The following is a 22647-nucleotide window of genomic DNA, read 5'->3' as shown; positions in this document are numbered from 1 at the left end:
CCCCGATCCGGCCCCCGGGGCCCGCTACTTCGCCGGGTCTGACGGGGAGTCCGGCCCGGCGGCCTGCTCGGACGCCTGCTCGGACGCCTCCTCAGGGGCCGTTGCGGCCGGGGTGGCCGCCGGGGGCACGTCGGTGATCTCGGGCGTCACCGCGGCCTCCGCGGCCGCCTCCGGGCCCTGTTCCAGCAGGATCCCGAATCCCGCCTCGTCCAGGACCGGCACCTTGAGCTGTACGGCCTTGTCGTACTTGGACCCGGGGTTCTCGCCCGCCACGACGAACGCCGTCTTCTTCGAGACCGCGCCGGCGACCTTGGCGCCGAGGGCCTGGAGCGCCTCTTTCGCCCCGTCACGTGTGTAGTTCTCCAGCGTGCCCGTCACCACGACCGTGAGGCCGGCCAGCGGCCTCGGGCCTTCGTCCTCGCCGCCGCCCTCGTCCTCCGTACGGACGCCCGCCGCCCGCCACTTGCGCAGGATCTCGCGGTGCCAGTCGACCTCGAACCACTCCTTGACGGACGCGGCGATGGTCGGTCCGACCCCCTCGACGGCCGCCAGCTCCTCCTCGGAGGCCTGCTCGATCCGGTCGAGGGAACGGAACACCCGGGCCAGCGCCTCGGAGGCGACCGGGCCGACATGACGGATCGACAGACCCGTGATGATCCGGGCCAGCGGGCGCTGCCTCGCCTCGGCGATGTGCTCCAGCATCGCCAGGGTGTTGGTCTTCGGCTCGCCCTTCTGGTTGGCGAAGACCGTGACGATCTTGTCCTCGCCGGTCTTGGCGTCGCGCTTGGGCAACCCGCTGTCCTGGTCCAGGACATACGCCTTGATGGGCAGCAACTGCTCGACGGTGAGGTCGAAGAGGTCGCCCTCGTCCAGCAGCGGCGGGGTGGCGGGCTCCAGAGGCTTCGTCAGGGCGGTGGCGGCCACGTACCCGAAGTTCTCGATGTCCAGGCTCTTGCGGCTGCCCAGGTAGAACAGCCGCTCACGCAACTGGGCGGGGCAGGAGCGGGCGTTGGGGCAGCGGAGGTCGATGTCGCCCTCCTTCATCGCGCGCAGCGCCGTACCGCACTCGGGGCACTCGGCCGGCATCACGAACTCGTACGCGTCGTCAGGGCGCAGGTCCACCACCGGGCCGAGGATCTCCGGGATGACGTCGCCCGCCTTGCGCAGGACCACCGTGTCGCCGATCCACACGCCCTTGGACTTCACGACCTCCTGGTTGTGCAGCGTGGCGAACTCCACCTCGGAGCCGGCGACCGTGACCGGCTCCACCTGCGCGTACGGCGTGACGCGTCCCGTACGCCCCACGCCCACGCGGATGTTGAGCAGCTTGGTGTTGACCTCCTCCGGCGCGTACTTCCACGCGATCGCCCAGCGCGGGGCGCGCGAGGTGGAGCCGAGGCGGCCCTGGAGGGAGATCTCGTCGAGCTTGACGACCACTCCGTCGATCTCGTGCTCCACGGAGTGGCGTCTCTCGCCGAAGGTCGTGATAAACTCCCGCACCCCGTCCAGGCCGTCGACCACCCGGTTGTGCCGGGCCGTGGGCAGGCCCCACTCCCGCAGCAGTTCGTAGGCGTGCGAGAGGCGGTCGATGCCGAAGCCCTCGCGCGCGCCGATGCCGTGCACGACCATGTGCAGCGGCCGGGTGGCGGTGATCTTGGGGTCCTTCTGGCGCAGCGAACCCGCCGCCGCGTTACGGGGGTTGGCGAAGGGCTTGTCACCGGCCTCCACCAGCCGCGCGTTCAGCTCCTGGAACCCCTCCATCGGGAAGTAGACCTCGCCGCGGATCTCGACCAGGGCCGGGACCCGGTCCCCGGCCAGCCGGTGCGGGATCTCCTGGATCGTCCGGACGTTGGGCGTGATGTCCTCGCCCGTCCGCCCGTCGCCGCGGGTGGCGGCGCGGGTCAGCCTGCCGTGCTCGTAGGTGAGGTTGACCGCGAGGCCGTCCACCTTGAGCTCGCAGAGGAAGTGGTAGTCCGTCGTGCCGACGTCCTTGGCGACGCGGTCGGCCCAGGCGGCCAGCTCCTCCTCGTCGAACGCGTTGTCCAGGGACAGCATCCGCTCGCGGTGCTGGACGGCCGTGAACTCCGTTTCGTACGCCCCCGAGACCTTCTGGGTGGGCGAGTCCGGCGTCCGCAGCTCGGGGTACTCGTCCTCCAGCCCCTCCAGGGTGCGCAGCAGCCGGTCGAACTCGGCGTCGCTGACGACCGGCTGGTCCTTCACGTAGTACCGGAAGCGGTGCTCCTCGATCTGCTCAGCGAGCTGCGCGTGCTGGTCGCGCGCCTGCGCGGGCACCGTTGCGGGCTGTGCGTGCTTTTCGCCGGCCACCGTCTTGTCCTCCCGTTACCGTCACTCTGGGTTGTCCGCGAGTGATCTCGCCGCCCGGACGCAGTGGGCGAGCGCCTCCCGTGCGTACGCGGGAGAGGCCCCCGCGAGACCGCACGACGGGGTGATCACCAAGGACTCGGCGAGAGTCCCCGGATTCAGCCCCAGCCTGCGCCACAGCGTTCTGACACCCATGACGCTACCGGCAGGGTCTGACAATGGGGCGTCGGTGCCCGGCACGACCCCGGCGAAGAGTTTGGTGCCCGCCTCCACCGCCTCGCCGATGGTGTCCTCGTCACGCTCCGTGAGGAGTCCGAAATCGAACGAGACACCGGCCACGCCGGCCCGGCGCAGCAGGGCGAAGGGCACGTCGGGCGCGCACGAGTGCACCACCACCCCCTCGGCGACCCCGGCGACCTGCCGGAGCGCGTCCTCGACCAGCTGCCGGTCCGCCGCGCGGTGCGTGCGGTAGCCGCTGGCCGACCGGATGTGGCCGCGCAGGACGGCGGTGAGGGACGGCTCGTCGAGCTGGAGGACGACCCGCGCGCCGGGGACACGGCGGCGTACGTCCGCGAGGTGCGCGGTCAGCCCCTCGACCAGGGACGCCGTGAGGTCCCGGCAGGCGCCGGGGTCGCTGAGCGCCGACTCGCCGTTGCGCAGCTCCAGGGAGGCGGCCAGGGTCCACGGCCCGACGGCCTGGACCTTGAGGGCCCCCTCGTACCCCTGGGTGAACTCCTCCAGCGCGTCGAGGTCCTCCCCCAGCCAGGACCGGGCCCGCCTGGTGTCCCGCCCCGGGCGGTCGCCGATGCGCCACCCGCTGGGCTCCACGCGCGCGTAGACCTCGGCGAGCAGGCCGACCGTACGGCCGATCATGTCGGCGCCGGGTCCCCGGGCGGGCAGTTCCGGCAGGTACGGAAAGTCCTCGAAGGTCCCGGTGACCTGACGGGCGGTCTCCCGCGCGTCCCCGCCGGGCATGGACCCGACGCCGGTGGCGGGGCCCCACGGGATTCCGGGGGGCGCGTCGGCGTCCCCGCGCGCGTGTCTGTCGTCCGCGCCGCCGTCGCTCCGCCCGTCGTCGCCGCGCCGGTCGTCGCTCATCGGCCCGGCCTGATGGTCATGTCGTGGATCTCCGCGTCACGAGGCAGGTCGAGCGCCGTGAGGAACGCCGTCGCCACCGACTCCGGGTCGATCACGGTCGACGCGTCGTACTCCTTGCCCTCGTGCTGGTGGATCTTGACCTGCATCGGGGTCGCCGTACGCCCCGGGTAGACGGACGTCACCCGGACCCCGTTCGGCCGCTCCTCCTCGCGCAGCGCGTCGGCGAGCGCCTTGAGCCCGTGCTTCGACGCGGCGTACGCGGCCCACTCGGCGTTCGCCCGCAGCCCGGACCCCGAGTTGACGAAGACCACCTGCCCCTTGGCGGCCCGCAGCTGGGGCAGGAAGAGACGGGTGAGTTCGGCCGGGGCGATCAGGTTCACGTTGAGCTGGTGGTGCCACCCCTTGGGCGAGAAGTCCCCGACGGGACCGAGGTCGACGACCCCGGCGAAGTGCAGGAGCGAGTCCAGGCGGTCCGGCAGGACCTGGTGGGACATGGCCCACGCGAGCCGGTCGGGGACGGCGAGGTCGCCGACGAGCGCGCGGGAGCCGGGATAGAGAGCGGTGAGTTCCTTGCCCCGGCCCGCGTCGCGGGCGATCAGCAGCAGGTCGTCGCCGCGCTCGTGGAGGCGGCGGGCGACCACCGCTCCCATGCCGGAGCCGGCCCCGGTGATCAGATGTGTAGCCATGGGGTCATCGTCGCATCACGGGAACACCGCCCCGCACCCGCGCGCCCCCGGCTCACTGCACCCCGAGAGATTCCTCCAGGTACGCGAGCGCCCCGACGCCGTCCTCGGCGAAGAAGACCAGGTCCAGGAGGGGCACGGGCAGGAAGCCGTCCTCGTCCATCCGCTGGAGCTGCTGCTTGAGCCCGTCGTAGAAGCCCGCGGTGTTGAGGAGCACCACCGGCTTGTTGTGCAGGGCGTGCTTCTTCAGCTCCAGGATCTCGGCCGCCTCGTCCAGGGTGCCCAGCCCGCCGACCATGACGACGACCGCGTCGGCCTTCGCCAGGAGCAGCGCCTTGCGCTCCGCGAGGTCCCCGGCGACGACCATCTCGTCGGCCGCCGCCCTGACCGAGGCCGCCAGGAAGCTGACGGAGACGCCGACCAGCCGGCCGCCGGCCTGCTCCACCCCGTCGGCGACGACCCCCATCAGCCCCCGGTCCGAGCCGCCCCACACCAGCGTGTGGCCGCCCTTGCCGATCAGTTCCGCGAATTCGCGGGCGGGGCGCGTGTAGCGGTCGTCGAGGTCGGCGGCGGAGAGGAAGACACAGATGTTCATCCGACCACCGTAAAGGTCGGGGTGTCGGGAAGACCACGCGGTCGTCCGGTGCTGAATGGTGTGGGGCGGGTCCACCCCGCCGTACATGCCGAAGGGACGGATGATCATGGCCGCAGGGCACACCATCACCATCGAGCAGGGCACCACGCACGTCCGCGTCGTCCGCGACGGGCAGGTGCTCGCCGAGAGCCGCCGTCCGCTGCTCCTGCACGAGACGGGCCTGCCGGTCCGTTACTACATCCCGCCGGAGGACGTCAGGACCGAGTTGCTGACCTCGTCCGACACCAGCACCCACTGCCCGTGGAAGGGCGACGCGTCGTACTGGTCGCTGCCGGACGCGCCCGACCTGGTCTGGGGGTACGAGGAGCCGAAGGAGGAAGTCGCCCGGATCAAGGGGCACTTCTGCTTCTACGACACCGAGGTTCTCGCGGCCTGAGGAAGGGCCCCAGAAGGGGCGTGAGGGGCCGCGAAAAGAATGTCCGCCCCGGAGCGATGAGTTGTGCCGGTCCCGCCGGTCTCCCCCGGTATGAACATTGCGTGCAAGGCGAAGTCGGGGGACGGCACTCTCATCGCGTACCGGCGGACGGGCGGCGGACCGCCCCTGATCCTGGTGAGCGGCGCCCTGGGCACGGCCGAGTCGGAGACCCGGCTCGCGGAGCTGCTCGCGCCGCGCTTCGAGGTGTTCGTGTACGACCGCCGGGGGCGCGGCGCGAGCGGTGACACCCGTCCGTACGAGGTGCGGCGCGAGATCGAGGACCTGGCGAGCCTGATCGGGGAGGCGGGCGGCAGCGCTTCCGTGTACGGCGCGTCGGCGGGGGCGATCCTCGTCCTGGAGGCGGCGGCGGCCGGGCTGCCGATCACGCAGTTCGCGCTGTACGAGCCTCCGTACCCCACCGACACGTCGGTCCTGCCGGGCCGCAAGGCGTTCACCGAGCGGCTGACCGACCTGCTGGCCCAGGGGCGGCGGGACGGCGCGGTGGAGCTGTTCCTGGCGATGGTGGGCACCCCGCACGACCTGATCGCCGGGATGCGCCGGTCGGCGCTCTGGCCGGGACTGCGGGCGATCGCGCACACCCTCGCGTACGACAACGCCCTGGTGGGCCTGGAACCGGTCCCCCTGGACCGGCTGGCGACGATCGGGACCCGGGGGATGGTGGTGGACGGCGGGGCCAGTACGAGAGCGTTACGCGCGGCCGCGAAGGCAGTGGCCTCGGCCCTGCCTCGCGGCCGTCACCGCACCCTGACGGGTCAGACGCACGAAGTGGCGCCGCACGTGCTGGCGCCGGTGCTGACGGACTTCTTCACGGCGTGACGCCCCCCCGCCCGGAGGGTGTCAGCGCACCGCGCCCGCCGGGTTCAGCGCACCGCGCCCTCTGGCAGCAGCGCGTGCACGCCCCACACCTGGTTGGCGACCTGCGTCACCCGCAGGTTGACCGTCGTGCTCGCCAGCGCCAGCGCCGTCGCGCGGTCCAGCCCGAACAGCGACCCCATCCACGTCAGCATGGCGTCCAGGGCCTGCGCCGACGCCTCGTTCAGGTCCGCGTCGAAGCCGAAGGTGATCCGGCCCGCCGGGGTCACCGCGTGCACGGTCGGCACCGGCGGCGCCGTCTCCACGTCCAGCGTCAGCCGCGTGGTCATGCCGCACTCCACCGCCGTACCGGAGACCTCGCCGTCCCCCTGGACCGCGTGGCCGTCCCCGACGCACAGCAGCGCGTCGTCCACGGTCACCGGCAGGAACAGCGTGGATCCCGCGACCAGCTCCCGGCAGTCGATGTTGCCGCCGCCCGCCACCCGGGGCGGCACGGTCGGATGCTCGCCCGGCTCCGCGGGCGGCAGGCCGATGACGCCGAGGAAGGGGGCCAGCGACACCGTGTGCCCGTACTGGTCCGTCCCCGTACCCGCGTCGGCGTCCAGCTCCCACAGCAGCCACGAGGGCTCGGCGTCCGCGAGCCCGAGCCGGCGGTTGAGCGGGGTGTCCGCGGCGGCGGCCACGGTCCAGCCCCACGGGTCGGGGCGCAGGGACTCCACCCGCACCGCGAGCGCCGTCCCGGGACGGGCGCCGCGCACGGCTATGGGGCCGGCGAGGCAGTGCCCCGGGCGGCCGCCGAACATCTTCGGGCGCGGCTCCCCCGGGGTGCGCTGCCGCTCCAGGTGACCCGACGCGTCCAGGGAGTGGACCACCACGGTGTCCCCCGGGTCGACGGTCAGCACCGGGGGCAGGTCGCGCGAGAAGACGTTGGTGACCGTGCCGGGCACGGAGTCGAGCCGGTGTTCGGCCACGGTCGATAAGCCCTTCTTCAAGACGTCGACAGGATGCCGACGCTTTCTGTCAGCCCGCCAGCGCGTCGGTACGGCGCCGCTCGGTCGTCGCGATCGTCGCCGAACCCACCACACGCGTGCCGTCGTACAGCACGATCGCCTGCCCCGGGGCCACGCCCCGGACCGGCGCGTCGAACGTGACGCGCAGGACGCCGTCGGACAGTTCCGCCTCGACCGGCGTCTCGTCGCCGTGGGCGCGCAGCTGCGCGGTGTACGTGCCCCGCCCCTCCGGGGCCATACCGCCGCACCAGCGGGGCTTGATCGCGGTCAGGGCGGTGACGTCCAGCGCGGCGGCCGGGCCGACCGTGACGGTGTTGTTCACGGGCGAGATGTCCAGGACGTAGCGGGGCTTGCCGTCGGCGGCCGGGTGGCCGATCCGCAGGCCCTTGCGCTGGCCGATGGTGAAGCCGAACGCGCCTTCGTGGCTGCCGATCTTGGCGCCGGACTCGTCCACGATGTCGCCCTCGGCCCTGCCGAGGCGCTTCGCGAGGAAGCCCTGGGTGTCGCCGTCCGCGATGAAGCAGATGTCGTGGCTGTCGGGCTTCTTCGCGACCGCCAGGCCCCTGCGCTCGGCCTCCGCGCGGATCTCGTCCTTCGTGGTGAGGGTGTCGCCCAGCGGGAACATCGCGTGGGCGAGCTGACGCTCGCCCAGGACCCCGAGGACGTACGACTGGTCCTTGGCCATGTCGCTCGCGCGGTGCAGCTCGCGGGCGCCGCCGGGGCCGGTGACGACCGTCGCGTAGTGGCCGGTGCAGACCGCGTCGAACCCGAGGGCCAGGGCCTTGTCCAGCAGCGCCGCGAACTTGATCTTCTCGTTGCAGCGCAGGCACGGATTGGGCGTACGGCCCGCCTCGTACTCCGCCACGAAGTCGTCCACGACGTCCTCGCGGAACCGCTCCGCGAGGTCCCACACGTAGAACGGGATGCCGATCACGTCCGCCGCGCGGCGGGCGTCCCGGGAGTCCTCGATTGTGCAACAGCCCCGCGCGCCCGTGCGGAACGACTGCGGGTTCGCGGAGAGCGCCAGGTGGACGCCGGTCACGTCGTGTCCCGCCTCGGCGGCGCGCGCGGCGGCGACGGCGGAGTCCACACCGCCGGACATGGCGGCGAGCACGCGGAGGGGACGCTGGGGTGTCTGAGTCATAGCCTCACCAGAGTACGTGGACCGGGGAACCACCGTCGCGTGAGTATGCGTTGACGATCACATGGGCGAGAAAAAGGGCCGCCGGCGTGCGGGCGGGACCGGCGGGGACAGCGGCAGACCCGGGCGGCGGGCGGTGCTGATCGGCGGCGCGGCCGCGGTGCTGGGCACGGGCGTCCTGGCGCGGGACAGGCTGGCGCCGTACTGGTGGCGGGTGCCCGGCATCGAGAAGCCGCGCAAGGAGGGCGAGCTGGACTACGCGGCGGCGGAGTGGGTCGCGGCGTCCTCGGCGAACTGGCGGCGGGCGGACCGCCCGGACGACTACCGGGTGGACCGGGTGGTGATCCATGTCGTCCAGGGCAGTTACGCGACGGCGCTGAAGGTCTTCCGGGATCCGGGGCACGCGGCCGCCGCGCACTACGTGGTGCGCAAGGACGGTCATGTGGCGCAGATGATCCGCGAGCTGGACGTGGGGTTCCACGCGGGGAACCGCTCGTACAACGAACGGTCCATAGGCATCGAGCACGAAGGGTTCGTGGACGACAGGGGTTCGTTCACGGCGGCGATGTACCGCTCGTCGGCGCGGCTGACGGCGGGGATATGCGAGCGGTACGGGATTCCGGTGGACCGCGAGCACATCATCGGGCACGTGGAGGTCCCGGGCACGGACCACACGGACCCGGGCCCGCACTGGGACTGGGCCCGGTACGTGAAGCTGGTACGGGAGGCAAGGGACGCGCCTCCACCCCCCACGCCGAGCCCGGCACGCACGCGGAAGACCTGAGCCGGGCCCCACTTTGCGGACACGCCCTAGCTGAGGCCGGCGCTCCTGGCGCGCTCGACCGCCGGGCCGATCGCCGCCGCGACCGCCTCGACGTCCTCGCGGGTCGACGTGTGGCCGAGCGAGAAGCGCAGGGTGCCGCGCGCCAGGTCGGGGTCGGAGCCGGTGGCCAGCAGGACGTGACTGGGCTGGGCGATCCCCGCCGTGCACGCGGAGCCCGTCGAGCAGGCGATGCCCTGGGCGTCGAGCAGGAGGAGCAGCGAGTCGCCCTCGCACCCGGGGAAGCTGAAGTGCGCGTTGGCGGGGAGGCGGTCGACGGGGTCGCCGCCGAGGACGGCGTCGGGGACGGACTTCCGTACCGCGTCGACCAGTTCGTCCCGCAGGGCGCCGATCTCCCGGGCGAAGTCCGCGCGCCCTTCGGCGGCGAGGCGGCCCGCGACGGCGAACGCGGCGATGGCCGGCACGTCCAGGGTCCCCGAGCGCACGTGGCGTTCCTGACCGCCGCCGTGCAGGACGGGCACGGGGGTGTACTCGCGGCCGAGCAGCAGCGCGCCGATGCCGTACGGGCCGCCGATCTTGTGGCCGGAGACGGTCATCGCGGCGAGCCCCGACGCGCCGAAGTCCACCTCGGTCTGGCCGAAGGCCTGGACGGCGTCGGAGTGCAACGGGATGCCGGACTCCGCGGCGATCGCGGCCAGTTCGGGTACGTCGGTGAGGGTGCCGATCTCGTTGTTGGCCCACATGACGGTGACGAGGGCCACGTCGTCGGGGTCGCGGAGGATCGCCTCGCGCAGCGTCTCGGGGCGGACCCTGCCGTAGGCGTCGACCGGCAGGTACTCGACGGTCGCGCCCTCGTGCGTGCCGAGCCAGTCGACGGCGTCGAGGACGGCGTGGTGTTCCACGGGGCTGGCGAGGACGCGTGTCCTGGCGGGGTCCGCGTCGCGGCGGGCCCAGAACAGGCCCTTCACGGCGAGGTTGTCGGCCTCGGTGCCGCCCGAGGTGAAGACCACCTCGCTGGGCCGCGCGCCCAGAGCCTCCGCGAGCGCCTCGCGGGCCTCCTCGACGGTACGGCGGGCGCGGCGGCCGGGGGCGTGGAGCGAGGACGCGTTGCCGGCGAGGCCGAGCTGGGCGGTCATCGCGTCGATGGCCTCGGGCAGCATGGGGGTGGTCGCGGCGTGGTCGAGGTAAGCCATGGTGTGCTCGATTCTACGAGCCACGGACGCGCTGCCCCACCGCCGGGCCACGCGGGGCCGGTTGCGCGGCGGTCAGGGTGGCCCTCCGTCGCCCCGGTGGTGGGCGCGCCCCCCTCGCTTGTCCTCAATCGCCGGACGGGCTTCTGCGCCCCGGTGGTGGGCGCGCCTTACTGATGTCCTCAACCGCCGGACGGGCTTGATGGTGCCCGCTGCGGCCCGGGGCTTTATCCGCGGGCCGGTTGCCGGGGGCCGGTCAGGGGTCGTGTCCTGCACTGCATGTTTTACGTCGCGTGCGCGCCCTTGTTTTGTTTGACGGTAGCCCCCTGCCCGTCCCCCTTCCAGGCCCGCGCACAAGACAACCCCCAGCCCGTCGGGCGAGGAGCGCAACCGGGTGCCCCGCACCCGGGGCAACCCAAGCCCGTCCGGCGCTTGAGGACATCGGTAACCCGCACCCGGCACCAACGCGAAGGCCAAAATCCACCCCGCCCCGACGCACCCCCAGCCCGCCCGGACGCCCCCTCAGCCCGTCCGGCGATTGAGGACATCCCTGCCCCGCACCCACCACCAGCGCAAAGCCGCAATCCAGCCCGCCCCGACGCACCCCCAGCCCGTCCGGCGATTGAGGACATCAGTAAGCCGCACCCGCGCAACGGACCTCAGGGACCCCGGAGCGGGCGGGGCCGTTCACTTCACCCCCGGCGTGAGGGGGGTGGGGTCGGAGGAGGTGCGTGTGTCCGGACGTAAAGCGTGTTTTGTGGCGCATGGCTACCGTTAATCAATGCGACCGGTCGCACGCGCCGTAAAACATGCAGTCCGGACATACGTACCTCCGCAGGCCCCGCCCCCCGTCACCACGACACACCCAAGCCCGTCCGGCGATTGAGGACATCAGTAAGCCGCGCCCACCACCGCGCCGCACACGCCCGTCCAGCGCAAGGACATCCAGGAACCCACGCCCACCGCCGTCGCCAGCCCGAGCCCCAGCCCCGCCACGTCGAAGACGTGCACCGCGCCCTGGACCCGCTCGACTTGGGGACGCAGGAAGAACACCAGCGCGATCGCCACCAGCGGGGCGGAGAAGCAGCCGAGATCGGTGAAGGCCGCCGGCGGCACCGCCCACGATGACCAGGTCGCGCAGCAACCCGCCGCCCAGCGCGGTGATCCCGGCGCGGTCCAGCGCCTGCTGGACGGAGGGGCTGACGAGGTCGTGGAACACCCGGTCATCGTGCCGGGCCGAACACCGGCACGCGGTCAGAGCGCCGGGAGCTGAACATCCGGTCAGAGCGCCCGGCGCCCCGGGCCGGGGTACCCAGAAGGCTCCCGGCCCGCCTCTTCTCCGCCCCGCTCCCCGCTCCCCGCCGCCTACTACTCCTTGGTGGCGCCCTGCGCGTCGCCCGCCTCGGGAGACGTCCCGGAAGGCGCCTCGGGAGCGGTCCCGGAAACAGCCGGCGCAGCCGGCCCCGCCGACTTCGGCGTCACGTCCACCAGCTCGATCGCGTCCCGCGCCGCCGACAGCAGCACCGTGTCCTGCGGCGCCTGGTCCGGCGCGTTCTCCGGGTGGTGGCACGCCACCTGCTGGCCCGGCTTCAGCAGCTGCATCGGCGGGTCGACCGTCTTGCAGATCTCCGTCGCCTTCCAGCACCGCGTGTGGAAGCGGCACCCGGTCGGCGGCGAGATCGGCGACGGCACGTCGCCCTTGAGCAGGATGCGGTCGCTCTTCGCACCGCGCCGCCGCGGGTCCGGCACCGGCACCGCGGACATCAGGGCCTTCGTGTACGGGTGCATCGGAGCCGCGTACAGCGACTCGCGGTCCGCCAGTTCCACGATCTTGCCGAGGTACATGACCGCGATCCGGTCCGAGACGTGCCGGATGACCGACAGGTCGTGGGCGATGATCACGTACGTCAGGCCCAGCTCGTCCTGGAGGTCGTCCAGCAGGTTGACCACCTGCGCCTGGATCGACACGTCCAGCGCGGACACCGGCTCGTCGGCGACGACGAGCTTCGGGTTGAGCGCGAGCGCGCGGGCGATGCCGATGCGCTGGCGCTGGCCGCCGGAGAACTCGTGCGGGTACCGGTTGTAGTGCTCGGGGCTGAGCCCCACCAGCTCCAGCAGGCCCTGGACCTTCTTCTTGACGCCGCCCTCGGGCTCGACGCCCTGGAGCTTGAACGGCGCGGACACGATCGTGCCGATCGTGTGCCGCGGGTTCAGCGACGAGTAGGGGTCCTGGAAGATCATCTGGACGTCGCGCCGCATCGGGCGCATCCCGCGCACCCCGAGGTGCGAGATGTCACGGCCCTGGAACTCGATCTGACCGCCGGTCGGCTCCAGCAGACGCGTGATCAGCCGGCCCATGGTCGACTTGCCGCAGCCCGACTCGCCCACCACGCCCAGCGTCTCACCGGCGCGCACGTCGAAGTCGATGCCGTCGACGGCCTTGACCGAGCCGACCTGGCGCTGGAGGAGGCCCTTCCTGATGGGGAAGTGCTTCTGGAGCCCGGTGACCTTGAGCAGGGTCTCGCCCGGGGCCGGGTCCTTGGTCAGGAGGCCGGCGCCGGCGCTCTGGGCGGGAATCGTCACGTCTTTGTCCTCGCTCACAGCTTGGGCGCAATCTCTTCGGTCCAGATGCGGTCCCGGTCCTGCTCCGACATGTGACAGGCCGCCCAGTGCCCCGTCTCGACCTGGGTCAACTCGGGCCGCGTGGTGCGGGTGATGTTGCCCTTGGGTACGTCGGCGTACGGGCAGCGCGGGTTGAAGGCGCAGCCCGTCGGCATGTTGATCAGGGAGGGCGGGGAGCCCTTGACCGGGATGAGGCGCTCGGTCTGTTCCCTGTCGATGCGCGGCATGGAACCGAGCAGACCCCAGGTGTAGGGGTGCCGGGGCTCGTAGAAGACCTTCTCGGCGGGCCCGCGCTCGATGCACCGGCCGCCGTACATCACGAGAATGTCGTCGGCCAGTTCGGCGACGACGCCCAGGTCGTGCGTGATGATGATGACCGCGGAGCCGAACTCCTTCTGGAGGTCGCGGATCAGGTCCAGGATCTGGGCCTGGACCGTCACGTCGAGAGCCGTGGTCGGCTCGTCGGCGATCAGCAGGTCGGGGTTGTTGACCAGCGACATCGCGATCATCGCGCGCTGCCGCATACCGCCCGAGAACTCGTGCGGGTACGAGTCCACCCGCTTGTCGGGCTGCGGGATGCCGACGCGGTCGAGCATCTCGATGGCACGGCGGCGCGCGGCCTTCTTGTCCACCTTGTGGTGGACCTGGTAGGCCTCGATGATCTGCTTGCCGATGGTGTAGTACGGGTGCAGGGCCGACAGCGGGTCCTGGAAGATCATCGCCATGTCCCGGCCGCGGAGCTTGCGCACCCGGTCCGGTGAGGCGGTGAGCAGTTCCTCGCCGTTCAGCCAGATCTCTCCGGAGACCTGCGCCTTGCGCTTCCCGTACTGCCCGGTGGTGTGCAGCCCCATGATGCCCATCGAGGTGACGGACTTCCCGGAGCCGGACTCGCCGACGATGCCGAGGGTCTTGCCCTTCTCCAGCTGGAAGCTGAGCCCATCGACCGACTTGACGAGACCGTCGTCCGTGGGGAAGTGGACGCGGAGGTCTCGTACGTCGAGAAAGGCCTCGGAGGGGCGGGTGCCCCCGGCGACGGGCTCGCCGATGGCGGAGCCCGTCCTGCTCAGGTCGGTCATGCGAGCCTCACTCGAGGGTCGATCACGGCGTACAGGATGTCCACGGCCAGGTTCGCGAGAATCACCGCGAGGGACGTGATCAGCGTGACGCCCAGGATCACCGGCAGGTCCCGGTCGTTGATCGCCTTGAGCACGGCCTGGCCGAGGCCGGGAAGGCTGAAGGTCGTCTCGGTGAGGATCGCGCCGCCGATGAGGGCGCCGAGGTCCATGCCGAGCAGGGTGAGGATCGGCGTCATCGTGGAGCGCATGGCGTGCTTGCCGATGACGACGGGTTCGCTCAGGCCCTTGGCCCTGGCGGTGCGGATGTAGTCCTCACCCATCACCTCCAGCATGGTGGCTCTGGTGATGCGGGCGTACATCGCCGCGTACAGGAAGGCGAGCGTGACCCAGGGCAGGATCATGCCGCCGAACCATCCGGTGAAGCTGTCCGCCAGGGGTACGTACGAGGCGTCCAGCCAGCCCAGGCTGTAGTGGAAGATCGCCAGCGAGAGCAGACCGGTGAAGTAGATGGGGAGCGAGACGCCGCTCAGCGCGACGAGCATCGCGCCGCGGTCCCAGAAGGAACCGCGCTTGAGCGCCGACAGGACACCCGCCGCGAGGCCGAAGACCAGCCACAGGACGGCCGCACCGAGCGCCAGCGCCAGGGTCACCGGCAGACGGTCGGTGAGCACCGGCCAGATGGCCTGCTCGCTGCGGAACGAGTAACCGAAGCAGGGAGCGGCACAGTTGGTGACGTCTCCGCCGGCCGAGTAGGTGCGCCCGACAAAAATGCCCTTGAAGAACTCCCAGAGCTGGACGAAGATCGGGTCGCCCAGTTGGAGCTTCTGCCGGATGGCCTCCACGGCCGCGGCGTCGGACGTCTTGCCCACGTACATCGTGGCCGGGTCGACGCCCGCCCACTTGGGGACAAGGAAAAAGATGCAGAAGACCACCAACATGATGACCACCAGCATCACTGCGACGGCCATGAGCCGCCTGATGAGGTATGCGAGCACTGCTCTCGGCCCTGCGGCGGGACCGCGGGCCACCGGAGTTCGTCCGGTGGCCCGCGATCACGCCACGCCGGCCTTCACCTGCCTTTCGTGCCGTACGGCGGGTGTACCGGTGGTGGTTACTTCACAACGCCCAGGCTCGTGAAGTCGTAGTTACCGCTGTACCCGTCCGTCGTGTAGACGTTGGTCAGCCGGGTGGAACGCCAGTTGATGAACTTCTCGAAGGTGAAGGGCAGGTAGTACGCGCCCTCGCTCACCTGGTGGTTGATCTCGGTCGCGATGGAGGCCTTCTTCGCCGGGTCGAGCTCGGTGACGAACTTGTCGAAGTTGGCGTCGATCTTCGGGTCCTTGATCATCGCGAAGTTGTTGTTCGCGCTGGGCAGGATGTACTTGCTGTCCCACAGCGGAACGCCATAGCCCTGGACCGACGGGAAGTCGGGGCCCCAGCCCATGATGATGATGCCGTAGTTCTTCTTCTTGACGATCGTCGGGTTACCGATGATGCCCGAGGTCTGCGCACCGTCGTACTGGTCGAGCTCGGCGGTGATGCCGATCTTCTTCAGCGACGCCTGGAGCGACTGGGCGCTGGCGACCTCGACGGGCTTGTTGTTACGGACCGCGATGGTGGTCTTGAAGCCGTTGGGCTTACCGCAGGCCTTGAGCTCTTCCTTGGCCTTCGCGATGTCGCCCGTACCGTCGTTCGCGAGCACGTTGTACGGGTCGTACTTCTGGCCCTCGGAGCCGGGGACCGACGGGGGCAGCATGTTGGTGCCGATGTCGCCGCCCGCGAGCGGGCCGCCACGCGCGGTCTGGATCGACTTGTGGTCGGCCCCGTAGATGACCGCCTTGCGGCAGTGGATGTTGTCGAACGGCTTCACGATCTGCGGGAACGAGGCGTACCGGATGTAGCCGGAGACCGGGTTGTCCAGGTTGTTCTTGTGCTCCTTGAGCGCCTTGATGCGCGCCTGCGGGGAGAGACCGGTCTGCGAGAAGTCCAGGTCGTAGTCGCCCGCGAGGAGACGGTTGTCCATCTCGTCGGCGTTCGTGAAGAGCGTGATCGTGATCTTGTCCGGGAGCGCCTTGCGGACCGGGTCCGAGGACTGCTTCCAGGCGGTGTTGCGGACGAGCACCGTGCCCTTGTTGGGCGTGTAGGACTCGAACTTGTACGGGCCCGAGGAGAACGGGTGCAGGCCGTACTTGGACTTGGTGTCCTTGTCCTTGCGGACCGGGGACGAGGAGGTGAGGGCGAGCATCTCCTGGAAGTCCGAGTTCGGCTTCGGCAGGTGGAAGATGATCGTCTTCGGGTCCGGCGTCTCGATGGCCTTCAGGCCGTCCTTGGACGTGTCCTTGTACGGGCCCTTGTACGCGCCCTTCGGGTCCAGGACGTCCTTCAGGTAGACCGGACCGCCGGACAGCACGTCCTGCGCCCACTGGCGCTCGATGCCGTACTTGACGTCCTCGGAGGTGATGGTCTTGCCATCCTCCCAGGTGATGCCGTCACGCAGGGTGTACGTGTAGGTCTTCCCGTCGGGGGAGACCTTCGCCAGGCCCGTCGCCAGGTCCGGGGTGACCTCGGCGCCGGGCTTGCCCGGCTCCGCCTTGTTGGTCACCAGCTGGCGGCTGTAGTACCGCATGAAGTTCCACACGACGCCGTAGTAGGCGCGCGTGGTGTCCCAGGAGTCGGTGTCCTGGACGCTCGCGAACTTGAGCGTGCCGCCCTTCTTGTCGGAAGGGTTGGCGATCTTGTTGTTGCCCGCGTCGAAGCCGGCGGCGGCGCTCTTGCCGCCCTCGTCCTTCGAGTCGCTGCCGCCGCCGCACGCCGCGGTGCCCAGCAGTGCCGCGGACACGAACGCAGCGGCGAAGACCTGCTTGCGCCGACCTCTGGTGCGTAGGGATGTCACGATCTCGGATCCTCCGTGTGAGTAACTGCCCGTGTGGAATGGACGGGCGGGCTTTGATGTACCGCAGTTCAGCGCGAACCCTTCGGGTCGAGCGCGTCACGCACGCCGTCGCCGAAGAGGTTGAAGGAGAGCACGGTGATGAAGATGGCCAGACCCGGGATGATCATGTACATCGGATCCGAGTCGTAATAGCTCACCGCGGAGGAGAGCATCTGCCCCCATGAAGCGGTGGGGGGCTTCACCCCTACACCCAGGAAGCTCAGGGCCGCCTCGGTGAGGATGTTCGTGGGGATCATCATCGTGGTGTAGACGATGATCGGCGCGATGATGTTGGGCAGCAGCTCCTTGAACAGGATGTACGTCTGCCCGGCGCCGAGGCTGCGGGCCGCCTCGACGTACTCCCGCTCGCGCAGGGAGAGCGTCTGGCCGCGGACGACACGGCCGACGTACGGCCAGCCGAAGAAGCCGATCACCAGGATCATCACGAGGAGCCGCACACCGCTGCCGCTCAGGCCGAGCATGTCGTTCGGCATGACGGAGACGAGCGCGATGATGAAGAGCAGCTGCGGGAACGAGAGCAGCATGTCCATCACGCGGCTGATGAGCGAGTCCAGCCAGCCGCCGAAGTAGCCGGCGAGGACGCCGAGGATCGTGCCGAAGACCACCGCGACGAGGGCGGAGAGGAAGCCGACCAGCAGCGAGACCTGGGCGCCGTAGACGATCCGGGCGAAGATGTCGCGGCCGTTGACCGGCTCGACGCCGAACCAGTGGTCGCCGCTGATGCCGCCGAAGGATCCCGTCGGGGTCGAGAAGAGAGGGTCGATCAGGTCTTCGTGGTAGTCGTCCGGCGACTGGCCCGCGAGGTGGGTGATCAGGGGCGCGAGGATCGCGACCAGGATCAGCAGAAGCACGACGGTGCCGCCGGCGAGAGCCAGTTTGTCCCGCTTCAGGCGCCCCCAGGCGATCCGGCTGAGGGAACGCCCCTGGACCGACTTCCCCGCAACGGCGGCGACTTCTTCGGTCGCGCTCGGGGCCGTTTCGGTGGTCGGCTCGTGCAATGGTGCCGTCATCGTGGCAGAAACCCTCTCTCAACCGGCGGTGACCGGCCCGCACTTGCCGCTGTAGCGGCCCGTTCCCTTAAGCAGCGCGAGCAGTGGTCTGACTCCGTCACGCGGGCCGAGCTACTCGCACACAGGCCCGAAAGGCCATGCATGCGGGGAGTCTTCATTGCCGCTGTGATCACCCGCCAGCCCCCCAGGGGAATGGATGCCTAACCGTGATGCTGTTAGAGGTGTTCCGTTATCCGGACTGCGGGTAACCATGGGCGGACGACTGTCATTGACGGCGATATGGCCATCAAGCGCGCCAATACCCCACCTTCCGGCGAAGAGCGGACATTCCGCTCCCAAGCTCACGACCCGGGCGGCTCTACGCGCGTCCGAGTCGACCCGGTGCCCGCTATATCCGCTTTGCCGGACTCAGGTGGATGTAGTGTGCACGCTCCGTGCGGAACGCTCCGTCTCAGTGAGCGCGCGACGCTGCGTGAGCGCCGGACGTTCGGCGGGCGCCGGACGGTCAGTAGGCGCGCGACGCGGGTGGCGGATATCCGTACCCCGTCGCCGGGGCCGGGGACGCGTGCGCCTCGCGGTCGTAGAAGGGCCGGGTGTTGGCCCGCAGCCACATCGTGACCGGGTCGTACTCGTCGGACATCGCCACCGTCGAGACGGGCAGCCCCTCCGGGACCGCGCCGACCGACTGCCGCATCATGGTCCGGACGGAGTCCACGGAGGCCGGGCTCGTGTCGTACAGGTCCAGGCCGATGGCCAGGTACGGGGCCCCGAGCGCCGGCTGCACCCAGGCGCGGCGCAGCGCCCGGACCGCGGGGGTGCGGTGCGCGTTCTGGGTGAGCTGGGCGTAGAACTGCGGGATCTCGACGGCCGGCTTGGACAGCCGCAGCGGTCCCGCGGGCATCCGGTCGAGGCCGGTGGCGATCCGGCGCAGGTCGAGCCAGGGGATGCCGACGCCGCCGCCGGGGGTGTGCGGATTGAGCCAGATCCCCCAGCGGTCCGGATACAGGACACGGGCGATGTCGCGGCCCGTGACCACTTCGTGCGTACGGGTCCAGCCGCTCGCCGCCAGCTCCTGGGCGGAGGTCACACAGGGCGCGTAACCGAGGCCCTCCACCTGCATGTTGCCGTACTGGGCGTCGGGCGAGCCCGCGCGGCCCTGCCAGAGGAGCATCCAGACCCGGTCCTCGGCCAGGGCCTGGAGCAGCGCTTCGTACGCGTCGTAGCGTCCTGGCGTCACCTGGCGGAGCAGCCGCTCGGCCCGGCCGGCCGCCGCGGTACCTGACGCGCTCACCCTGGGTCCCGCCCCTCTTCGATCCACCATTCGACCGTCTCCCCCCGCAACGCGGCGCGGCCCGTCATGAAACCAGCTTAGGCGCCGCCGCCGACAGTGCCCCGACCGCGTGGCCGCGCGTCCCCGGGCGCCCCCGGTCGCACGCCAGGCTCTCTTCTATCCGCGCTGGTAGAACGGACGCACGCGCGCCAGCATCCACGCGCCGACCGGGTCCTGTGTCATGTCCAGGAGGACGAGGTTGACCGGCCAGGGCACCTGGACCCGGCCCAGCGCACGGCCGAGCGCGTCCATCGGCACGTTGCGGTCCGCGGCCTCCCAGGAGGCGAGCTGGACACCCACGAAGAGCACGGGCGGCTCGCCCTCGACGCTGGCGAGGGCGCGGCGGGCGGTGACCACGACCCCGGACGCCTCGAACTCGGCGGAGGCGGCGGCGAGGAAGTCGACCGGGTCCTCCTGCCAGTCCGGCTGGAAGAGCCGGACGCGGCCGCCGGTGGCGGGGCCGTCGAGCGGGGTGCGGCCCACCCGGCACAGCTCGGCGACGGCGAGCGGCGGCAGCGGCATGCCGACCGCGCCGCCGGGGTTCACGACGATCCCGAGCTGCGGGGGCAGCCCGCGCGCGAACTCGCGCGCGGGGGCCACGGTGAAGGGCATGTGGGCGCCGACGCATCCCATGAACTGCTGCTCGGAGCTGAACACCGGGACGTACGGGGCGCCTTCGATCTCCATCGTGGGGAGATCGAGGCTCTGGCTGTCGGGGCCGCCGCCCTGGGGCAGCGGCACCCAGACCTGGCTGCGCCCGAGCACCTCCACGAGCCGTCCGCCCGCGGCGTCGTTCCCGAGCGAGGCCGCGAGCACCTCTTCGAGCTCGTTGCCGGGCCATGCTGTGTCCACGCGCTCCACCCCTCCACTCACCTGCTTGCCTGCCGCAGCACCCTAAGGCCTGTCGTCACGGCGCATCCCGGGCGTACCGCCCGGAGCGCGTCAGGGCGGGCCGCCCGGAGCACGCGCCGGGGCGGGCCGCCCGGAGCACGCGCCGGGGCGGGCCGCCCGGAGCGCCTCAGGGCGTCCCGCCCGTGAACGTGATGGCGGACAGGGTGGTGGCCGCCGGCCTGTCCAGCAGGGTCGCCGAGGCGCAGCCCGCCGGGAGGCGGCCCGACTCGGCGTCCTTGACGAGGCGGCGGACCGCGCGCCGGTGGCGGGCGAACGCGTACCCCGAGACGCCCCGGCCGCGCTCGCGCTGGCCCGCGCGGGCCACCCCGGGCGTGACGTCCAGCAGGACCAGGTGGAGGCGGCGGCCCCGCACCCGGGCGTCGCGGGCGAGCCAGCGCCGTACCCAGGTCTGCGTACCGCAGTCGTGCACGACCACGCTCTCGCCGGAGCGCAGCGCGCGCCACAGCGCGGCGTAGTGGGCGACGCGGACCAGCGGGCGGTAGACGGCGTACGGCACGGGGCGGGGCAGCCGGCGCGCCCAGCGGTCCCTGGTGTCCTGCGAGTCGACGCCGCCGGCGGCCGCCCTCCGTATCAACGTGGACTTGCCGCTGCCCGGCAGTCCCGAGACGACCACGACGTCCCCCGCCGCGAAGTAGAGGGTGCCCGGCACCCTGCCGTCGCGGCCGCGCAGGTCGCGGACCACCGGCGCGGAGCGCGCGGGCACGTCCCGGGCGGCCGTCACACCGGACTGGACGGGCATTCCGGACGCCGCTGCGCCCGCCACCCCCGGCGCCACGCCCGTCGCCACGCCCGTCGCCGCCACCCCTGTCGCCGTCACATACGCACCGGATCCCTGCGACGTCATCGCCGTCCCCCCGTCAGGTCGGACACCCTGGCCCTTGACCCCTGCCAGACCCTTGCCCATAAAGTGTAAAGAATTGGTAATGCCGCGCAAGCCTTTCACGGGGCGTGGCGGGCAGTCGCCATGTTCGGGGACTCTCTCCCCCACGCGCCCGCGATGCGTGCGATGATGACGGCGCCAACTGCATACAGGCCGTTTGAATCCGCGCGGGAGAGTCCCGGCTCACCGTGTGCGCCGGGCGCCGAAGGAGCAAGTTCTCCCCTTGAATCTCTCAGGCCCCGTACCGCGTGGATGAGGCAGATCTGAAAAGCGGGCCGCCCGTCGCGGTCCCACCCAAGGTGCAAGTCACGACCGTGAGCACGTACGGAGAGTCGTCCGTGGTTCCGTGCGGTCGTGGTGAACCTCTCAGGTTCCGATGACAGATGGGGAGGACCGTCCTCGTCGTCATGCCCTGGGAGTCACCACCATGAACTCTGCCCCGAGCAGCACCCCCCGCCGCACCGCCCTCGACGCGGTGCACCGCGCGCTGGGCGCGACCATGACCGACTTCGCGGGCTGGGACATGCCCCTGCGGTACGGGAGCGAGCGCGACGAACACCTCGCGGTCCGCACCAAGGCGGGTCTGTTCGACCTGTCGCACATGGGCGAGATCACCGTCACGGGCCCGCAGGCGGCCCAGCTGCTGGACCACGCGCTGGTGGGCAACATCGGCGCGGTCGCCGTCGGCCGTGCCCGGTACACGATGATCTGCCAGGAGGACGGCGGGATCCTCGACGACCTGATCGTCTACCGCCTCGGCGAGGACGAGTACATGATCGTCGCCAACGCCTCGAACGCGCAGACGGTCCTGGACGCGCTGACCACCCGCGCGGCGGGCTTCGACGCGGAGGTACGGGACGACCGGGACGCGTACGCGCTGCTCGCGGTCCAGGGCCCGGAGTCCCCCGGCATCCTGCGGTCGCTCACGGACGCCGACCTGGACGGCCTGAAGTACTACGCGGGCCTGCCCGGCACGGTCGCGGGCGTGCCCGCGCTCATCGCCCGTACCGGCTACACCGGCGAGGACGGCTTTGAACTGTTCGTCGGGCCCGCGCACGCGGAGACGCTCTGGCGGGCCCTGACCGAGGCCGGCGCCCCGGTCGGCCTGGTGCCCTGCGGGCTGTCCTGCCGGGACACCCTCCGCCTGGAGGCGGGCATGCCGCTGTACGGCAACGAGCTGTCCACGGCCCTCACCCCCTTCGACGCGGGCCTGGGCCGGGTCGTCAAGTTCGACAAGACCTCCAACGGAGGCGACTTCGTCGGGCGCAAGGCCCTGGAGGCCGCCGCCGAGCGCGCCGCCGCCGCCCCGCCGCGCAAGCTGGTCGGCCTGGTCGCCGAGGGCCGCCGCGTCCCCCGCGCCGGGTACGCCGTGGTCGCGGGTGGGGAGACCGTCGGCGAGGTCACCTCGGGCGCCCCCTCCCCCACGCTGGGGAAGCCGATCGCCATCGCGTACGTGGACGCCTCGCACGCCGAGCCGGGGACGGCGGGGGTCGGGGTCGACATCCGCGGGTCCCACGAGGCGTACGAGGTCGTGGCGCTCCCGTTCTACAAGCGCCGGAAGTGATACGGACGTCTCGGACGTCACAGTCCCTGCGGTACCGACAGTCCCGACAGCCCCAACAGTCCCGCGACGCCACGGCCCGGCCCTGACGACCGGTCCGGTCCGGCCCTGGCCCCGATCCCTCCCCGCGCGTCTCGATCCTCAAGACGCCCGTCCCGACCACTCCCCCTCGTA

At 71.2% G+C, this 22647-nt stretch carries 19 protein-coding genes, 1 pseudogene and 1 riboswitch; of the genes and pseudogenes, 4 read left to right on the top strand and 16 right to left on the bottom strand.

Annotated elements, in window-relative coordinates; genetic code table 11:
- Positions 1–24: 24 nt before the first annotated feature.
- Genes ligA through ACIODU_RS08750 form a run of 4 tightly spaced genes read right to left on the bottom strand, consistent with a single transcriptional unit; the run spans position 25 to position 4698 of the window.
- A complete protein-coding gene (ligA, locus tag ACIODU_RS08765; protein ID WP_401765516.1) occupies positions 25–2325 on the bottom strand; it encodes an NAD-dependent DNA ligase LigA in 2301 nt (766 codons plus the stop codon).
- A gap of 21 nt (positions 2326–2346) precedes the next feature.
- Positions 2347–3420 carry a methionine synthase gene (locus tag ACIODU_RS08760; RefSeq protein ID WP_401765514.1) on the bottom strand — a complete coding sequence of 358 codons (1074 nt, stop codon included), beginning with the start codon at positions 3418–3420 and terminating at the stop codon, positions 2347–2349.
- Positions 3417–4106 carry an SDR family oxidoreductase gene (locus ACIODU_RS08755; RefSeq protein WP_401765511.1) on the bottom strand — a complete coding sequence of 230 codons (690 nt, stop codon included), beginning with the start codon at positions 4104–4106 and terminating at the stop codon, positions 3417–3419. The genes ACIODU_RS08760 and ACIODU_RS08755 overlap by 4 nt, the downstream gene beginning before the upstream one ends.
- 52 nt (positions 4107–4158) lie before the next feature.
- The gene (locus ACIODU_RS08750; RefSeq protein ID WP_401765508.1) at positions 4159–4698 is read right to left on the bottom strand and encodes a TIGR00730 family Rossman fold protein; all 540 of its coding nucleotides are present in this window, start codon (positions 4696–4698) and stop codon (positions 4159–4161) included.
- Positions 4699–4804: 106 nt separating this feature from the next.
- Between ACIODU_RS08750 and ACIODU_RS08745 the strand changes: the two genes are divergently transcribed.
- A complete protein-coding gene (locus tag ACIODU_RS08745) occupies positions 4805–5134 on the top strand; it encodes a DUF427 domain-containing protein (protein ID WP_161308308.1) in 330 nt (109 codons plus the stop codon).
- 90 nt (positions 5135–5224) lie between these two features.
- Positions 5225–6010: an alpha/beta fold hydrolase gene (locus ACIODU_RS08740; RefSeq protein WP_401765505.1), complete on the top strand. Its 786-nt coding sequence runs from the start codon at positions 5225–5227 to the stop codon at positions 6008–6010.
- A 44-nt stretch (positions 6011–6054) separates the two neighbouring features.
- On the opposite strand, the gene ACIODU_RS08735 is transcribed toward ACIODU_RS08740, so the two are convergent.
- Together ACIODU_RS08735 and mnmA are read right to left on the bottom strand one after the other, a co-directional pair.
- A complete protein-coding gene (locus tag ACIODU_RS08735; RefSeq protein WP_401765502.1) occupies positions 6055–6999 on the bottom strand; it encodes an acetamidase/formamidase family protein in 945 nt (314 codons plus the stop codon).
- Between the two features lie 28 nt (positions 7000–7027).
- Positions 7028–8161 carry a tRNA 2-thiouridine(34) synthase MnmA gene (mnmA, locus tag ACIODU_RS08730; protein WP_401765499.1) on the bottom strand — a complete coding sequence of 378 codons (1134 nt, stop codon included), beginning with the start codon at positions 8159–8161 and terminating at the stop codon, positions 7028–7030.
- 61 nt (positions 8162–8222) lie between these two features.
- On the opposite strand from mnmA, the gene ACIODU_RS08725 reads away from it, so the two are divergent.
- Positions 8223–8942: an N-acetylmuramoyl-L-alanine amidase gene (locus ACIODU_RS08725; protein ID WP_401765496.1), complete on the top strand. Its 720-nt coding sequence runs from the start codon at positions 8223–8225 to the stop codon at positions 8940–8942.
- Between the two features lie 26 nt (positions 8943–8968).
- Here the strand turns inward: ACIODU_RS08725 and ACIODU_RS08720 are convergent, their stop codons facing one another.
- From ACIODU_RS08720 to ACIODU_RS08675, 10 genes and pseudogenes are all read right to left on the bottom strand, one after another.
- Positions 8969–10132: a cysteine desulfurase family protein gene (locus ACIODU_RS08720; RefSeq protein ID WP_401765494.1), complete on the bottom strand. Its 1164-nt coding sequence runs from the start codon at positions 10130–10132 to the stop codon at positions 8969–8971.
- 948 nt (positions 10133–11080) lie between these two features.
- Positions 11081–11348 (bottom strand): annotated as a pseudogene (locus tag ACIODU_RS08715) (TRIC cation channel family protein); the annotation flags it as partial.
- Positions 11349–11497: 149 nt separating this feature from the next.
- Positions 11498–12712, bottom strand: coding sequence for an ABC transporter ATP-binding protein (locus ACIODU_RS08710; protein ID WP_401765491.1), 1215 nt, complete (start codon positions 12710–12712; stop codon positions 11498–11500).
- 14 nt (positions 12713–12726) lie between these two features.
- The gene (locus ACIODU_RS08705) at positions 12727–13827 is read right to left on the bottom strand and encodes an ABC transporter ATP-binding protein (RefSeq protein WP_161309851.1); all 1101 of its coding nucleotides are present in this window, start codon (positions 13825–13827) and stop codon (positions 12727–12729) included.
- Positions 13824–14822: an ABC transporter permease gene (locus ACIODU_RS08700; protein WP_161309850.1), complete on the bottom strand. Its 999-nt coding sequence runs from the start codon at positions 14820–14822 to the stop codon at positions 13824–13826. Before ACIODU_RS08700 ends, ACIODU_RS08705 begins: the two co-directional genes overlap by 4 nt.
- 116 nt (positions 14823–14938) lie before the next feature.
- Entirely contained in the window at positions 14939–16720 is a 1782-nt protein-coding gene (locus ACIODU_RS08695; RefSeq protein ID WP_161309849.1) for an ABC transporter substrate-binding protein, read from the bottom strand.
- 68 nt (positions 16721–16788) lie between these two features.
- A complete protein-coding gene (locus ACIODU_RS08690) occupies positions 16789–17790 on the bottom strand; it encodes an ABC transporter permease (protein WP_161309848.1) in 1002 nt (333 codons plus the stop codon).
- Positions 17791–18295: 505 nt separating this feature from the next.
- Entirely contained in the window at positions 18296–19081 is a 786-nt protein-coding gene (locus ACIODU_RS08685) for an enhanced serine sensitivity protein SseB C-terminal domain-containing protein (protein ID WP_401765486.1), read from the bottom strand.
- A gap of 156 nt (positions 19082–19237) precedes the next feature.
- Positions 19238–19972 carry an enhanced serine sensitivity protein SseB gene (locus ACIODU_RS08680; RefSeq protein ID WP_401765483.1) on the bottom strand — a complete coding sequence of 245 codons (735 nt, stop codon included), beginning with the start codon at positions 19970–19972 and terminating at the stop codon, positions 19238–19240.
- 166 nt (positions 19973–20138) lie between these two features.
- The gene (locus ACIODU_RS08675) at positions 20139–20876 is read right to left on the bottom strand and encodes an AAA family ATPase (RefSeq protein ID WP_401765480.1); all 738 of its coding nucleotides are present in this window, start codon (positions 20874–20876) and stop codon (positions 20139–20141) included.
- Positions 20877–21070: 194 nt separating this feature from the next.
- Positions 21071–21169: riboswitch (glycine riboswitch) on the top strand.
- 170 nt (positions 21170–21339) lie between these two features.
- Here ACIODU_RS08675 and gcvT point away from each other — a divergent pair.
- Positions 21340–22476 (top strand): glycine cleavage system aminomethyltransferase GcvT, encoded by a 1137-nt coding sequence (gene gcvT, locus ACIODU_RS08670; RefSeq protein ID WP_401765477.1) that lies wholly within the window; start codon positions 21340–21342, stop codon positions 22474–22476.
- The last annotated feature ends 171 nt before the right edge of the window (positions 22477–22647 follow it).

Origin of the sequence: Streptomyces sp. NPDC088261, assembly GCF_044740805.1 — a bacterium.
Lineage (GTDB): Bacteria > Actinomycetota > Actinomycetes > Streptomycetales > Streptomycetaceae > Streptomyces.
The sequence above is the reverse complement of the archived record's forward strand: the minus strand, read 5'-3'. Positions and strand labels throughout refer to the sequence as shown.

Bases quoted from the DNA above. Each gene is read 5' to 3' on its own strand.
- ACIODU_RS08760 (WP_401765514.1), bottom strand. From the start codon at position 3,420: ATGAGCGACGACCGGCGCGGCGACGACGGGCGGAGCGACGGCGGCGCG.
- ACIODU_RS08705 (WP_161309851.1), bottom strand. From the start codon at position 13,827: ATGACCGACCTGAGCAGGACGGGCTCCGCCATCGGCGAGCCCGTCGCC.
- ACIODU_RS08740 (WP_401765505.1), top strand. From the start codon at position 5,225: ATGAACATTGCGTGCAAGGCGAAGTCGGGGGACGGCACTCTCATCGCG.
- ACIODU_RS08755 (WP_401765511.1), bottom strand. From the start codon at position 4,106: ATGGCTACACATCTGATCACCGGGGCCGGCTCCGGCATGGGAGCGGTG.
- gcvT (WP_401765477.1), top strand. From the start codon at position 21,340: ATGAACTCTGCCCCGAGCAGCACCCCCCGCCGCACCGCCCTCGACGCG.
- ACIODU_RS08690 (WP_161309848.1), bottom strand. From the start codon at position 17,790: ATGACGGCACCATTGCACGAGCCGACCACCGAAACGGCCCCGAGCGCG.
- ACIODU_RS08750 (WP_401765508.1), bottom strand. From the start codon at position 4,698: ATGAACATCTGTGTCTTCCTCTCCGCCGCCGACCTCGACGACCGCTAC.
- ACIODU_RS08725 (WP_401765496.1), top strand. From the start codon at position 8,223: ATGGGCGAGAAAAAGGGCCGCCGGCGTGCGGGCGGGACCGGCGGGGAC.
- ACIODU_RS08720 (WP_401765494.1), bottom strand. From the start codon at position 10,132: ATGGCTTACCTCGACCACGCCGCGACCACCCCCATGCTGCCCGAGGCC.
- ACIODU_RS08745 (WP_161308308.1), top strand. From the start codon at position 4,805: ATGGCCGCAGGGCACACCATCACCATCGAGCAGGGCACCACGCACGTC.
- ACIODU_RS08675 (WP_401765480.1), bottom strand. From the start codon at position 20,876: ATGACGTCGCAGGGATCCGGTGCGTATGTGACGGCGACAGGGGTGGCG.
- mnmA (WP_401765499.1), bottom strand. From the start codon at position 8,161: ATGACTCAGACACCCCAGCGTCCCCTCCGCGTGCTCGCCGCCATGTCC.